Origin of the sequence: Polynucleobacter sp. HIN9, assembly GCF_030297635.1 — a bacterium.
Lineage (GTDB): Bacteria > Pseudomonadota > Gammaproteobacteria > Burkholderiales > Burkholderiaceae > Polynucleobacter.
Genome location: NZ_AP028140.1, coordinates 385,607 through 398,926 on the forward strand (window position 1 = coordinate 385,607; position 13,320 = coordinate 398,926).

At 47.8% G+C, this 13,320-nt stretch carries 13 protein-coding genes; 5 read left to right on the forward strand and 8 right to left on the reverse strand.

Annotation, left to right across the window (positions count from 1 at the left end; genetic code table 11):
* Nucleotides 1-27: 27 nt before the first annotated feature.
* From ccmB to QUE62_RS02000, 3 genes are read right to left on the reverse strand one after another with little or no spacing between them, the layout of a single operon-like run.
* Nucleotides 28-714 (reverse strand): heme exporter protein CcmB, encoded by a 687-nt coding sequence (ccmB, locus tag QUE62_RS01990; protein ID WP_286261963.1) that lies wholly within the window; start codon nt 712-714, stop codon nt 28-30.
* Nucleotides 711-1,337 carry a cytochrome c biogenesis heme-transporting ATPase CcmA gene (ccmA, locus tag QUE62_RS01995; protein WP_286224146.1) on the reverse strand — a complete coding sequence of 209 codons (627 nt, stop codon included), beginning with the start codon at nt 1,335-1,337 and terminating at the stop codon, nt 711-713. Before ccmA ends, ccmB begins: the two co-directional genes overlap by 4 nt.
* A 6-nt stretch (nt 1,338-1,343) precedes the next feature.
* On the reverse strand, nt 1,344-2,636 hold the full coding sequence (locus QUE62_RS02000; RefSeq protein ID WP_286261965.1) for a M23 family metallopeptidase: 1,293 nt from the start codon (nt 2,634-2,636) through the stop codon (nt 1,344-1,346).
* A 261-nt stretch (nt 2,637-2,897) separates the two neighbouring features.
* Here QUE62_RS02000 and QUE62_RS02005 point away from each other — a divergent pair, with 261 nt between their 5' ends.
* On the forward strand, nt 2,898-3,155 hold the full coding sequence (locus QUE62_RS02005) for a hypothetical protein (protein ID WP_286261967.1): 258 nt from the start codon (nt 2,898-2,900) through the stop codon (nt 3,153-3,155).
* A gap of 45 nt (nt 3,156-3,200) precedes the next feature.
* Nucleotides 3,201-4,337, forward strand: a complete 1,137-nt coding sequence (locus QUE62_RS02010; protein WP_108507933.1) for a mandelate racemase/muconate lactonizing enzyme family protein — start codon at nt 3,201-3,203, stop codon at nt 4,335-4,337.
* A gap of 56 nt (nt 4,338-4,393) precedes the next feature.
* On the opposite strand, the gene QUE62_RS02015 is transcribed toward QUE62_RS02010, so the two are convergent.
* The 4 genes from QUE62_RS02015 to QUE62_RS02030 form a co-directional block, all read right to left on the reverse strand.
* Nucleotides 4,394-6,409: a TRAP transporter permease gene (locus tag QUE62_RS02015; RefSeq protein WP_286225729.1), complete on the reverse strand. Its 2,016-nt coding sequence runs from the start codon at nt 6,407-6,409 to the stop codon at nt 4,394-4,396.
* 63 nt (nt 6,410-6,472) lie between these two features.
* The gene (locus QUE62_RS02020; RefSeq protein WP_108507935.1) at nt 6,473-7,423 is read right to left on the reverse strand and encodes a TAXI family TRAP transporter solute-binding subunit; all 951 of its coding nucleotides are present in this window, start codon (nt 7,421-7,423) and stop codon (nt 6,473-6,475) included.
* Nucleotides 7,424-7,490: 67 nt separating this feature from the next.
* Nucleotides 7,491-8,411: a dihydrodipicolinate synthase family protein gene (locus QUE62_RS02025; RefSeq protein ID WP_353506837.1), complete on the reverse strand. Its 921-nt coding sequence runs from the start codon at nt 8,409-8,411 to the stop codon at nt 7,491-7,493.
* A gap of 12 nt (nt 8,412-8,423) precedes the next feature.
* On the reverse strand, nt 8,424-9,353 hold the full coding sequence (locus QUE62_RS02030) for a 2-hydroxyacid dehydrogenase (RefSeq protein WP_286261969.1): 930 nt from the start codon (nt 9,351-9,353) through the stop codon (nt 8,424-8,426).
* 72 nt (nt 9,354-9,425) lie between these two features.
* Between QUE62_RS02030 and QUE62_RS02035 the strand changes: the two genes are divergently transcribed.
* The 3 genes from QUE62_RS02035 to QUE62_RS02045 are packed head-to-tail and all read left to right on the forward strand — an operon-like array spanning nt 9,426 to nt 12,808.
* Nucleotides 9,426-11,210, forward strand: a complete 1,785-nt coding sequence (locus tag QUE62_RS02035) for an IlvD/Edd family dehydratase (RefSeq protein ID WP_286261972.1) — start codon at nt 9,426-9,428, stop codon at nt 11,208-11,210.
* 1 nt (nt 11,211) lies between these two features.
* On the forward strand, nt 11,212-12,153 hold the full coding sequence (locus tag QUE62_RS02040; RefSeq protein WP_286261974.1) for a 3-hydroxyacyl-CoA dehydrogenase family protein: 942 nt from the start codon (nt 11,212-11,214) through the stop codon (nt 12,151-12,153).
* Between the two features lies 1 nt (nt 12,154).
* Nucleotides 12,155-12,808: a cytochrome b/b6 domain-containing protein gene (locus tag QUE62_RS02045; RefSeq protein ID WP_286224157.1), complete on the forward strand. Its 654-nt coding sequence runs from the start codon at nt 12,155-12,157 to the stop codon at nt 12,806-12,808.
* Between the two features lie 32 nt (nt 12,809-12,840).
* Here the strand turns inward: QUE62_RS02045 and QUE62_RS02050 are convergent, their stop codons facing one another.
* Complete coding sequence (locus QUE62_RS02050; protein ID WP_286261977.1) at nt 12,841-13,302, reverse strand: c-type cytochrome; 462 nt, start codon at nt 13,300-13,302, stop codon at nt 12,841-12,843.
* Nucleotides 13,303-13,320: the final 18 nt, after the last annotated feature.

Genomic DNA, 13,320 nt, shown 5'->3' on the forward strand with positions numbered 1-13,320 from the left:
TGTAAGTCGATTGCGTGTGATCGTCTTTTATTCCAAGGCAATCCGAATGCTAGCCGCGCTGGCAAGGGGGGCTAAAAATAATGCGATTGCGAGCATGGCGCCAAGCAAAGAAAAGTGGGCGGCAACCCCAAGGCCACTCTGGTAGGACTCGACTGCGCCGGCTCCAAAAATGAGGACGGGGCTTACGAGGGGCAAAATGATCAGGGCCAACAGGGTCCCGCTACCACGACTGGCTAAGGTTAAGCCTGCACCAATAGAGCCGATTAGGCTCAATAGAGGTGTTCCCAGTAGAAGGGATAAAAACAAAACACCGACCGTATCCATCGGTAAATTAAATTGCAAGGCAAGGATTGGTGAGATGAGGGCAAGTAATAGACCACTGCTCATCCAATGCGCAATGGTTTTAGCAAGCACTACGAGTGGCAAGGGTAAGGCGGTTAACGCAATTTGGTCCAAAGACCCATCGATAAAGTCCTCTGAAAATATTTTGTGAAGCGATAGCATGGCTGCTAGTAAGGCGGCAATCCACAGCATGCCTGGTGCAATTTGCATCAACAAGTTTTGCTCTGGCCCAATACCCAATGGAAAAAGACTCGTAACTACGGCAAAAAAAATGATGACCGCAAGGCTATCGCTTTTGCGTCGCAGAGCGAGGCGCAGGTCGCGCGTAATCACGCCTTGGAAGATCACAAATCCGGATGCGCTTTGACTCATAGTTCTAATCGAATCACACAAGGTTCGCTATCGATCTGTAGCTCTTGATGGCTACTAAGTGCTACGATTCCTCCATGATTGACATGCTCAATTAATAAGCTTTGTAACGCAAGGTTGGCCTCTCGATCCAAGGCATTAAATGGTTCATCTAAAACCCAAATTGTTTTTGCTTGAGGAAGGCGCAAGCGACTTAGCGCGATACGTTGCTTTTGCCCTTGCGATAAGGTGCGAATAAAACGATGGGCTTGGCGCTCCAAACCCGCTGCACGCAGAGCGAACATAGCCTCATCGTTGGAGATCGATTGTCCACCTAGTAATGCCAATGACATTAAATTCTCGATCGCACTAAAGTCTGACTTCAGGGCGGGGATATGCCCAAGATAAATCAGCTCGCTATGAAATTGATCCCGGTCCTCGGTAATTGGATCTGGTCCCCAAAATATCTGTCCCGAATGGGGTGAGAGTAGGCCACACAGAATACGCAGAAGACTGGATTTGCCTGAACCGTTATCCCCAGAGATGCGTAGAATAGATCCCGGTTTAATTTCAAGGCGGAGATCTTCAAACAAGGTACGACCCCCACGCACGCATGCAATGGACTCAAGGCGTAACGATTTAGACATGCGCACTCATTCTTTGGGGATGCTACCTAACATTAACAGCTGCTTCGTGAACGAGCCGCTATCGCTTGGGCGCATGGTCCACAAATCCAGCTGGATTTTTGGGTTATATGGATCCACATAGATACCATTCTTTCGTAATTCGTAATGCAAATGGGGGCCGGTGGAACGACCGGTCGAGCCAACATAGCCGATCTCCATACCGCGCCGAATATCATTTCCGACTACTAATTCATTATTGTAATTACTCAAGTGGGCGTAATAGGTTCGATAGTTGCCTGGATGGTCAATGATGATGAGTTTGCCGTACGCGCCGCTGTAACCAAGAAAAGCCACTTTCCCATTCGCAACGCTAAATACTGGCGTACCAGTAGGGGCTGCATAGTCAATCCCCATATGGGTTCGATAGCGTCGGTCTTTGCTTTGGGCTTGCGGATTATTAGGATTGGTTCGGGAGCGAATCGGAACCTGTCCAACACCTCGAGAGATCCGTCGATAGCTAAGAGGATTGGTCCAAAAGCTACGCTCAATAGAGTCGCCGTTGGCAGTAAAAAATGATCCAGGAATATCATCGCGATCCAACCAAAATGCATCGGCTAGTACTTGATTGGTTGCTAGGTTCAGAATCTCAACTGCCCAAATTTGTGCCCAACGATCCCGAGTACCAAAATCAACGATCACGCGCACTTGCTTTGGGCTATTTCCAAGTGAGGCGGAGTCATCTGGATAAAGTTGCTTCACGATCGAGTTGAGTTCCCAGGCAAGCTCAACAGGTAATTTATCTCCTAAACGTTGGGGGTCATAGAGTACCTCTTGCAACGGAATAAATAACTCTGTCCAAAACTGCATTTGGTCAGCAAGGTTTTCTTCTTGAACGAGGTATCCCCCAAACCCTGAGGCAGTAAAGGTCAAAATCTGCGATTTTTCATTCCTACTTGGCCCATTCATGATGCTCAGCGACTCAAAGCGCCCCCGTTTTCCGAAAGCAACGACATAAGGGATGCATGGACCACTTGCGGAGTCGAAGAACCGACCCGTTTGATTCTTGAAATACTCTAAAAATTCTGGATCGTTGATTCCAATTCGACTGGGAAGATTCCCCTCTCGAAATCCTCGCTTTAGACAGCCACGTTGTACCTGAAAATCAGGTACCGCATCAAACTGACTGTATTCTTCGGTGCCGGGATCGGTCAGCTGTTGGTTTTGCTCTGCAACGGATTTACTTTGCAAGCCCGAGGCACCACTCCCTGCTTTACTTTGGGTGCGTTGATTAACCTGAATTCCTTTTTGGGGAGCGGTCACTTTTTTGTTGGTGACATTCGATTTGGTGTTTTGATTAGATTGAGAGAGCGCGATCTGACTGCAAAGTATGAGGCAAACTCCAAGACATACTTTGCCCCAAGGAGCCAAAGATTGAACACTGAATCGAGAGGTATGGGTTTGATGCACACCTCGATTATCCAATATCAAGAGGGGTAATCGAGGTATTTATTCCGTAGTGCAACATTTTTGTATCTAAAAACTAGGTATGATCAGGCATTGACTTCAAGGGAGCGGTAATCGATGCAAGCTGTGATGATTCGTTTGATGACCGCTGCCTGTGTATTTAGTATCCCTTCTTCGCAGGCGTCGGCCAAGAGTTGCTCAGAACAATTGGCCCCACAAAATTCTGCTCGTCCAGGATCCAAGCTCATGAGTTATGACGATTGTGTCAAGCAGGCTCGCATCGATTGTGAGCGGACGGCACGAGATCGTAAATTGATCGACGTTGCTAAAGAGAGTTTTATGAAACGCTGTCTTGCAGAATCCATCGGCAAATAATCGCTACAATCATTTTCTTTGATTGGTTAACCAAAAGAGGAAAAGATGCCGATTATTGAATCTGTTCAAGTGGCCAGCGTGCCAGTTCCCTTAGATGTTGTAACATCGTTTGCGACTCGAACCGTGAGCGAGCGCCATTACTGCATCGTTAAAGTTCGCAGTAAAGATGGTCACGAGGGGGTTGGCTTCTGTTACGTCGGATCTGCCGCCGGTAGTATCGCCAAAGTCGCCGTTGAGCAATTGTTGGCTCCTAAATTGATTGGTCAGAATAGCCATCGTAGCGAGGGTCTGTGGTCGGAGATGTATGCGGAATCGATTTTGCAAGGTCGTTCTGGCTCTGTGATGCGTGGCATCTCGATTCTGGATACTGCAATTTGGGATCTCAACGCCCGCTCCGTTGGTTTGCCTCTCCATCAATACTTGGGATGCGTGGTAGATGATCGCGTCCCTGCCTATGCCAGCGGTGGTTACTACTTGGAAGGTAAAACTCCAGCTAAATTGGGCAAGGAAATGGAATCGTTTGTGAAGCTTGGCTTTAAGGCGGTGAAGATGAAAGTGGGTCGCCTATCCCCCCGTGAGGAGGAGGCTCGAGTCAAAGCCGCTCGCAGTGCAGTCGGCGATGATGTCCTTTTAACCCTCGATGCGAATAATGCTTGGCGCGATTTACCAACCGCGATGGAGTATGTCCGTCGTTTTGAGAAATACAACCCCTATTGGTTGGAAGAGCCATTTTCCCCGGATGCTATTGATTTGCATGCCCGCTTGGCAAAAAATACCTCCATCACGATCGCTACTGGCGAAATTGAGGTAGGCCGTTGGCGTTTTCGTGAGCTGGTTGATGCCGGTGGCGCAACCATCCTGCAAGCGGATGCGGCAGTGTGCGGTGGCATTAGCGAATTCAGGCGGATTGCTGCTTATGCTGACTCTAAAGGGATTACAGTTTGCCCCCACTGGTTCCATGATTTGCATGCTCCCTTAGTTGCGGCAACACCCAATGCTCGCTTTGTGGAGTTTTTCCCTGACAACCAAGTCTTAAACTTCAGACGCCTTATTAACAAGCAGTTGGCATTTAAGAACGGTGATCTGATTTTGCATAAAACACCAGGATTGGGATTTGAGTTTGATGAAGCTGCGGTTAAGAAATACGCCGGCAAATCAGCCTGGACTACGATCAAAAAATAGTACGAAACGAATCAAAAAAGCCGCTTGATGAAAGCGGCTTTTTAGTTGATGACCATTTAGGCACTGGCCTTAGGCTTGGCCTTAAAGTACTTAAAGAACTGCAGGATGAGTACCAAGCCAAATCCAGCAAAGCCAATCATATCGGCGGTTGGTGAGGTGTAGGCCAGCGCGACCCCAGAAACAATCATCAGGGTACGCTCCACAATATTAGTCTTCTCAATAAACCAACCTTGCAGACCGCCGGCCAGTGCCACAATTCCGACGATGGCGGTTAGTGTTGACCAAACGATTTCCATCCAATTTGCCTCGGCCAATGCAGTTGTAGAGCCCATCAGCAAGAGGCTAACCCCTGATTTATCTAGCACGAACATAAAGGGCACCAGAATCGCAGGCGCCACGTATTTCCAGCTTTGTAAGGTTGTTTTGTATGGGTTACCCTTACAAATCGCTGCCGCCGCAAAGGGCGATAGGGCGGTAGGCGGTGAAACCTCCGATAACACTGCATAGTAAAAGATAAACATATGCGCTGCAAATGCGGGTACGCCCAAGTTAATGAGCGCAGGAGCTGCAATCACAGCACAAATGATGTACGAAGCAGTGACTGGTACTGCTAGACCGACAATCCAAACAATGAAGGCAGTAAATATGGCGGTGAGTAATAAAGAGCCGCCCGCATACTGAATCACAATCGAGCTGAACTTGAGGCCTAAACCAGTCAATACCACGGTACCCACAATCAGGCCGGCACCAGCGCAGGTTGCCGCAATCGCCAGAACACCGGTTGAGCCAGAAGCGAGCGCCTTGGTTAAATTGGATTCATAAAGACCCTTAAGGATGGGCTGTTTACCCATAAACCACTCGTAGGGGATGATGGCCGTATCCCGGCGCAACATGCTGGTCAACGCGGAAATAATTGTTGCCCATAACACAGCCATGACGGGCGTGAAGCCCATCAGCATAAATAGAACAATTGAGATCAGCGAGAAGAAATGAAACCAGTATTTTTTGCTGAGGGACCAGGCACTCTCGACTGCCTCAAAATGCATTGCTTTCATGCCGTACTTACGAACATCGATTTCCACCATCGTAAAAAGTCCGAGATAAAACAAAATGGTCGGAATAATCGACATTAATAAAACATCGAGATACGAAATCTTCAAAAAGTCGGCAATCAAGAAGGCTGCTGCACCCAATACTGGCGGAGAAATGATCGCCCCTAGGCCACCAGCTGCTAAGAGGCCACCAGCCGCGTTTTTCTCGTAACCTACCTTATCGAGCATTGGGGCTGCTACTGAGCCGACGGTGACGGTAGTGGCTACGCCGGACCCAGAGGGGCCGCCCAGCAAGAATGAAGATAAAACAATGGTGCGTCCTACACCAGATGATTTGCCGCCCATGGCAGCAAATGAGAAGTCGATAAAAAACTTGCCCGCACCCGTAAATTGCAAGAATGCCCCAAAGATCGTAAAGAGAATAATGAGGGTAGCGGATACATCAACCGCGGTACCGTAGATACCCTCTAGGGTCATATACATAAACCCAACCAGACGGTCTACTGAGTAGCCTTTATGGGTCCAGGGGGCTGGAAGCAAGTCTCCAAAAAGTGCGTAGAGTAAAAATAGTATGGTCACTGATACCAAAATAGCGCCACTGGTGCGACGCACAGCCTCTAGGATTAATAGGATCAGTATGGAGCCCCAAACCACATCCATGCGGTCGGGCGCAGTATTGCGATCGCCAAAATCATCTCCACCGGCAATTGCGTAATAGGCAATATAAATCGCCAACAGGGCGCAAATCACATCCCACCATTTCACTTGATTCTTGTACCGAGCCAACATCGGAAAACTTAAGAAGACCAAAAAGAGCATAAAGCTCACGTGTACTGTTCTAAGCACTTGGGTTGGAACAATGGAGTAAGCGGCGTACAAATGAAACAGCGACATGCCAACCGCCATTAAGGTCAAAAAGATCGCAAAGATCCCTTTGTAATTATTGGAGTCACCCTCTTCTTGTTTAATCAGCGCATCTAATTTTTCTTGGGTTGCGCTATCAATTGCACTTTGGCTCATGGTATTGGTCTTTACTGAAAAATGGCCGCATTAGCGGCCATTCAAACAAAACGAAGAAACGAATTAATTGACTTTAATGTTTTTCTCTTTGAAGTACTTCAAAGCACCAGGATGAAATGGAACTGGTGTTGAGGCAGCTTTTTGACCTTCGGGGGTCACATTGATGTACTCAAAGTGTGAACGAACCAAGTCGATCTTGTTATCAAACACGGCTTTCACGATGTCATAGGCTTCTTTTTCAGACATCTTTGAGCTGGTGACCAAGATATTGGCAACAGAGATCACATTATTGTCTTTATCCATACCCTTGTAGGTAGTTTTTGGAATCACGTCCTTGAAGTAAAGGTTGCCATATTTTTTGTTCATGGCATCCACTTCTTTGGAGTGATCAATCATCACAATCTTAGTTCCGGGAGTATTGGCAAGATCAGTTACAGCAGCGGTTGGTAAGCCACCTACCCAAAAGAACGCATCAATCTTGCGATCTTTCACTGCATTGACAGACTCCGCTACACCAAGACGCTCACGCTTCATGTCTTTATCTTTATCGAGACCAGCAGCCTCAATCACGCGAAAGGCCATCACTTCGGTGGCGCTACCAGGGCTTCCAGTACTTACCCGCTTGCCTTTGAGATCTTGCATCGTTTTGATGCCCGATGCCTCGGTGGTCACAATGTGCATCCGATTAGGATAGAGAACTAACAAGGTGTTGAGGTCAATTTTTTTACCCGAGAACTTGCCTTGACCAGTTTGTGCATCTTTAGCGGCATCGGCCATTGAGAAGCCAATGTAAGGCTTACCAGTGCCGATCAGGTTGAGGTTATCCACTGAGCCGCCAGTTACCTCAGCAGTCGCAGACATCCCAGGCACTTTTTTGGACAGAACAGCTGCTAGGCCGCCACCCATGGGATAGTAAACACCGCCGGTACCGCCAGTCGCGACCGAAAGATTTTGAGCTTGAACGCTGCCCCAAAGCAGTGCAAAACACAGAGGCAACAATTTAAGTAGTTTCATGTAGATATCTCCTGTAATCATTATTGATCGTTACTACAAGCCGTAAGTCTATACCAATTTAATCGTCTTAAAGCCCTTCCATCTGGAAGTTAATTTTTTGCAGTTCGTGAACCAGTCTGTTTTGCTGCTCTGCATCGAGGGATAGCAGAGGGGGTCTCACGCGAAGCCAATCAAGATCACCACTATAGTGAGCGACCGCTGCCTTCATGCCAGGAATCATCGGGAACTGGGCAAAAATGGCCCGAACTGCCGATAAGGACTCTTGTAGGGCATCTGCCCCTGGTTCTTGCCAACGCGCTGCCAGTTGGGCAATTGCTTTTGGATTGACATTCGCAGTGGCTGAGATGCAACCCACGCCCCCAGCTTTTAAGGTGCGCAGTAAAAATACCTCACTACCTGCATAGACCCGAAATCCTGAGCCCGCCAACGCTTTAATCACAGATTCGGTATATGGCCAATCTCCCGAACTATCTTTCATCCCGATGACAGTATTGGGATAAGCCTTCACCAAGCGCTCCAACAGAGGAATACTCAGACCAATTTTGGTGACCGGAGGGATGTTGTAGACATAGATTTTTAAGTTTGCATCAGCCACTTTTTCAATGACTTCAGCATAAAACGCAAATAAGCCATCGTCGGCGACGTCTTTGTAATAAAAGGGTGGGAGCATCAATACTCCGGCACAACCAGCATTCACTGCGGCACGTGTCATGGCAACTGTATCATCAACCGAGCATGCACCAGTCCCTGGCATCACATTATTTGGGTTGAGCCCACCATCAATCAATTCCTCTAGCACCATGATCTTTTGGCGTGCGGACATGGAATTGGCTTCAGAGTTCGTTCCAAAGACCGCTTGACCCACTCCGTGACTTTGTAGCCAATGACATTGTCGCAGGAGTTTTTTGGAATTCGGACCACCATCGGCATTAAATGGGGTTAGAACCGGTGACAGGACTGCTGAAAAACTTGAGGGGTGAACGGGCATCACAATCTCCAATTACAAGACAATAGGGGTTGGTAGAGGGCGCTGATTAAAAAAAGCATCAAGATTATCAATCGCAAGATTCGTCATCGCTTGACGAGTCTCCTGGGTCGCGCTGCCAATGTGGGGTGTTAGTAAGACATTGGGGAGCTCTAAAAATCGTGGATCAGGATTGGGTTCGTTTTCAAATACATCCAAGGCAGCTCCAGCAATCTTCCCGCCATGAAGTGCGTCCAATAAATCGGACTCGTTGATCACAGTGCCACGGGCGACATTAATCAAGTAGGACGAGGGACCTAAAGCCTCAAGCACCTCCCGATGAATCATGCGCTCGGTTTCTTTGCCGCCGGGGCAGCACAGAATCAAGATATCACTCATTCTTGCTAGCTCAATTAATGAGGAAATGTATGGATAGGACAGGTGCTTGTCATGTGGGCCATGGTAGGCAATCTTTACCTTAAAAGGCACTAGTCGCGCTGCGAGCTCTTGACCAATTCGTCCCATGCCTACGATCCCGATTGTTTTACCTGCCAAGGAAGTTGTAAACGGAAAGGCCCCTTTACTCCAATTTTTATGAATTACAAACTCATGCGCCTTCGGAATTTGTCGCAGTAGGGCAAACAACATGCCGATCGTGAGTTCGCACACTGCATCGTTGAGTACCCCTGGCGTGTTCGATGCCATGATCCCTTTTTGCCTTAAATAATCGAGCGGAAGATTGTCATATCCAACGCCACAGCAGGCAATCATTTCGACCCGGGGCAATTGATCTAAAAGAGCGGGCGTGATTGGATAGCTGGGTCTTGTCAAAATCGCCTGAACATCCTGTTGTGGAATGAGACCCTGAGGGTCAGGCATCATCACTGGTGTTAGGCGACGTAAGACCTCATCTTGCATGCTTTCAGGGAAAAATCCCACTTGTAATACGCTATTGACTGGAATCATGTCTTGTTTCTATTTTTATTGGAATAATGTGACATTGTAAGTCGATATTTTTAACATTTTGGATACCACCCATTGAGCACTAATAACGATCCTAAAGCTGCATCGAACAGCACACCCCAAACAGGAATTCGCAAGGGCCTCACTCGCTACGGCGATACTGAATTTTCTTTATTTATGCGCAAAGCCTTTATCAAGGCGATGGGATTTAGTGACAGCGCTCTTGACCGACCCATTATTGGAATCACGAACACCTATAGTGACTTCAACCCTTGCCATGGTAATGTGCCGCAAATGATTGAGGCGATTAAGCGTGGTGTGATGCAGGCGGGTGGGATGCCGATGGTATTTCCAACCATCTCCATTCACGAGTCGTTTGCATTTCCAACCAGCATGTATTTGCGCAATTTGATGGCGCTTGATACCGAAGAGATGATGCGCTCGCAACCGGTGGATGCCGTAGTACTTGTTGGTGGTTGCGATAAAACCATCCCCGCCCAATTAATGGCTGCGGCTAGTCTTGATGTGCCAGTGTTATCAATTCCAACAGGCCCTATGCTGACCACCTTGCATCAGGGCGATCGTTTAGGAGCTTGCACCGATTGCCGTCGATATTGGGGAAAGTTTCGGGCTGGGGAAATTGACCAAGCAGAAATTGATGAGATCAATGGCAAATTAGCTCCAACGACCGGTACTTGTATGGTAATGGGAACCGCCAGCACCATCGCCTGCATGGTTGAGACCGCTGGTTTGAGTTTGCCTGGCACAGCAGCAGCTCCAGCAGTCACTGCAGAACGCTTTCGTTTATCGGAGCTCACCGGTCGCAGAGCGGTTGAGCTTGGCAAAACAGCTGGTGAAGGTAAATTCTCACCACGAACCATCTTAAGTCCCGAAGCGTTGACGAATGCGCTTGTTGTCTTGCATGCAATCGGGGGCTCAACCAATGCCTTGATTCATTTCACGGCGATCGCAGCACGTCTGGGAATCAAACTGGATTTAGAGCGCTTTGACCGCTTGGGCCGAAATATACCGGTCCTGGTTGATTTAAAGCCCAGTGGTTCGCACTACATGGAGCACTTATACGAAGACGGTGGTTTGATGGGTGTCTTGCGAGAGCTAAAACCCCACTTGTACCTCGATTGCTTAACAGTATCTGGCAGAACACTGGGCGAGGAGATTGACGCAGCAAAAGTGACCAAAGCCCGTAAGGTCATTCGGATTGCGAGCGAACCAATTTACCCTGTCGGTGGCTTGGCTGTTTTGAAGGGCAATTTAGCACCACGTGGAGCAGTCATTAAGCATTCAGCAGCTAGCCCTAATTTGCTCAAACATCGCGGTCGCGCAGTAGTCTTTAAATCTTTGGAGGATTTAGCCTTGCGCGTGGACAGTCCAGATCTAGACGTCACGGCAGAAGATATCTTGGTATTACAAAATGCTGGCCCCAAAGGTGCGCCGGGTATGCCTGAAGCTGGCTATTTACCAATTCCCAAAAAGCTGGCTCAATCAGGGGTCAAAGACATGGTCAGGATTTCAGACGCACGCATGAGTGGCACCGCCTTTGGCACGATTGTGTTGCATGTCACCCCAGAATCGGCCGAGAATGGACCGCTTGCCATCGTTCAGGATGGCGACATGATTACCTTGGATGTTGAAAAACGTTTATTGCAATTAGATCTTGATGATGCAGAAATTGCGCGTCGCATCGCTGCTCTTGAGACACCAGCAAAGCGCTTGAATATTCCAGAAACAGGTTATCGTCATCTCTATCAAACGACGGTTACGCAAGCAGATGTTGGGTGTGATTTTGACTTTATGGTTCCCTCTGCACATGGCGTGGTACCACTTCTAAAGGGAAAATGAGATGCTATTTAATCCAGCCGAGACTAAAGTTTTAATCGTTGGTGGTGGAACCATGGGGGCTGATGTTGCCCTAGTCTGTGCTCGTGGAGGGTGCGCAACCCAAGTTTTTGAATCGAGCGCTGAACGTCGCGCTCTATTGCCCAATTATTTTGAAACTAAATTGCAAGAAATTGGCTATTCGCATCGATTCCACTTACTCTCCGTCGTTGATTCACTCAATCATTTTGACTGGTCAGAAATTGACTTGGTGATTGAGTGCGTTCCAGAAAAACTCGAAGTCAAGCAGGATTTATTTGCCCAACTCGAGCAGGTGGTTAACCCTGAAACTGTTCTAGCAAGTAATAGTTCTAGCTTTCCTATTAGTGAAATTTCCAAAGGTTTAAAAAGTCCTGCTCGCATGATTGGTTTGCATTTTTTTATGCCCGCACATTTGGTTCCTTGTGTGGAAGTGATCTATGGTGAAAAAACATCGCGTTTGGTAGCAGACAGTTTGAGTCGTTTAATGACCGCGTGTGGCATGGTTCCCGTTACAGTCAAAAAAGATCTGCCAGGGTTTTTGGCCAATCGATTGCAACATGCACTCTCTCGTGAAGCTTTTGATCTGATCGATGCGGGGATTGTGACCCCCGAGGATGTTGATAAAGCAGTACGTTTTGGTTTCGGGTTTCGTTACTTGGCTGCAGGCCCAGTATTACAGCGTGATCATGCTGGTGTTGAGGTTCATGCCGCGGCCGGAGCCAGTATCTACCCCTCCCTGAATAACAAAGGTGAGATTGCACAATGCCTTAAGGAAAAAGTAGATTCTGGAAATCTCGGAATGAAAACAGGCCAAGGGTTTTATTCCTGGGATGCCGAGGCGATCAAAGCAGAGCGCCAGCGGTATGATGATTTGCTTCGTGCCGGTTTGAAACTCTTACAAAAAGAACTTCCTGAAATCAAATAAAGTGAGCACGCCGGTTCGCATTTGGGATTTGCCAACGCGGCTATTTCATTGGGCTTTGGCGATCTGTATTGTGCTCGGTATTGTGTTTGTAAAAATTGGCGGTAATGCTATTCAGTGGCATGCCTATTGTGGCTATACTGCGCTGGCACTGATCTTGTTTCGCATCATTTGGGGTTTTGTGGGTTCGCAGTATGCACGGTTTGCTAATTTCATTCCCAGCCCCGCAACGCTAATTGCTTTTCTTCGGGGTCAAGTCGATGGCGGACTTGGTCATAACCCGCTCGGCGCCTTATCCGTCATCGGTTTATTACTTGTCGTTTTAATTCAGGCTCTGACAGGCCTATTTGCCGATGATGATATTTTTTTCCAGGGACCACTTGCAAAATATGTATCAAATAGTACGGTCGCACTACTCACTAGTATTCATCGCTTCAACCAATACTCAATATTTGCTTTGGTCGGACTGCATATTGCCGCAATCTCGTACTACTATTTCGTGAAACGAGAAAACTTAGTCCGACCTATGGTCACTGGAGATAAATTAACTACTACCGCTCCAAAGTTGCAGGAAACGGTTGATTCATCTCGCCAACGCATGCTGGCACTGGCAATATTTTTGTTGATTATTCTCGGCTTATATCTCCTGATTGCTTAATCAGAGAATATAGGCCGAGTTGTGGCGAATAATTACTTCTTGCGGAAATCGTCGTGACAGGCTTTGCAGGTTTGACTCGTTGCCCCCAAGGCCCTTTTCAAGTTCTCCGGATTGCCTGATTGAGCGGCAGTATTGAGTTCTGCAACTGCGGCTTGCATCCGATCAGCAGCTGTCTTGAATTTAGCACTTTCCTTCCAAATGGCTGGTTCAGCCTTACCACCTTCTGTCCCAGGACCAAATGCCTGCCAAGGCAAGCTCGAGAGCGTTCCAATGACCGCTGCATTGCGAACAACCTCATCTCTGTTGTAGGGGGTTTCACCCTTAACCACGGCAGCAAGTCTGCCCATATGAGCACCCATCAATACAAATGCACTTTGACGGTACTTGACTGCATCTTCTGGCTTGGCAAACTGGGCCATGGCCGGTGATGCAGTTACGAGAGCAAGTGCTGGGATGAGGGCTTTTAGGGAAAAGCGAAGTGATTGAATACTCATAAATCCTCCATGAAACTA

Coding starts and splice junctions, on each gene's coding strand:
- ccmB (WP_286261963.1), bottom strand. CDS start 714: ATGAGTCAAAGCGCATCCGGATTTGTGATCTTCCAAGGCGTGATTACG.
- ccmA (WP_286224146.1), bottom strand. CDS start 1,337: ATGTCTAAATCGTTACGCCTTGAGTCCATTGCATGCGTGCGTGGGGGT.
- QUE62_RS02005 (WP_286261967.1), top strand. CDS start 2,898: ATGCAAGCTGTGATGATTCGTTTGATGACCGCTGCCTGTGTATTTAGT.
- QUE62_RS02010 (WP_108507933.1), top strand. CDS start 3,201: ATGCCGATTATTGAATCTGTTCAAGTGGCCAGCGTGCCAGTTCCCTTA.
- QUE62_RS02015 (WP_286225729.1), bottom strand. CDS start 6,409: ATGAGCCAAAGTGCAATTGATAGCGCAACCCAAGAAAAATTAGATGCG.
- QUE62_RS02020 (WP_108507935.1), bottom strand. CDS start 7,423: ATGAAACTACTTAAATTGTTGCCTCTGTGTTTTGCACTGCTTTGGGGC.
- QUE62_RS02025 (WP_353506837.1), bottom strand. CDS start 8,411: ATGCCCGTTCACCCCTCAAGTTTTTCAGCAGTCCTGTCACCGGTTCTA.
- QUE62_RS02030 (WP_286261969.1), bottom strand. CDS start 9,353: ATGATTCCAGTCAATAGCGTATTACAAGTGGGATTTTTCCCTGAAAGC.
- QUE62_RS02040 (WP_286261974.1), top strand. CDS start 11,212: ATGCTATTTAATCCAGCCGAGACTAAAGTTTTAATCGTTGGTGGTGGA.
- QUE62_RS02050 (WP_286261977.1), bottom strand. CDS start 13,302: ATGAGTATTCAATCACTTCGCTTTTCCCTAAAAGCCCTCATCCCAGCA.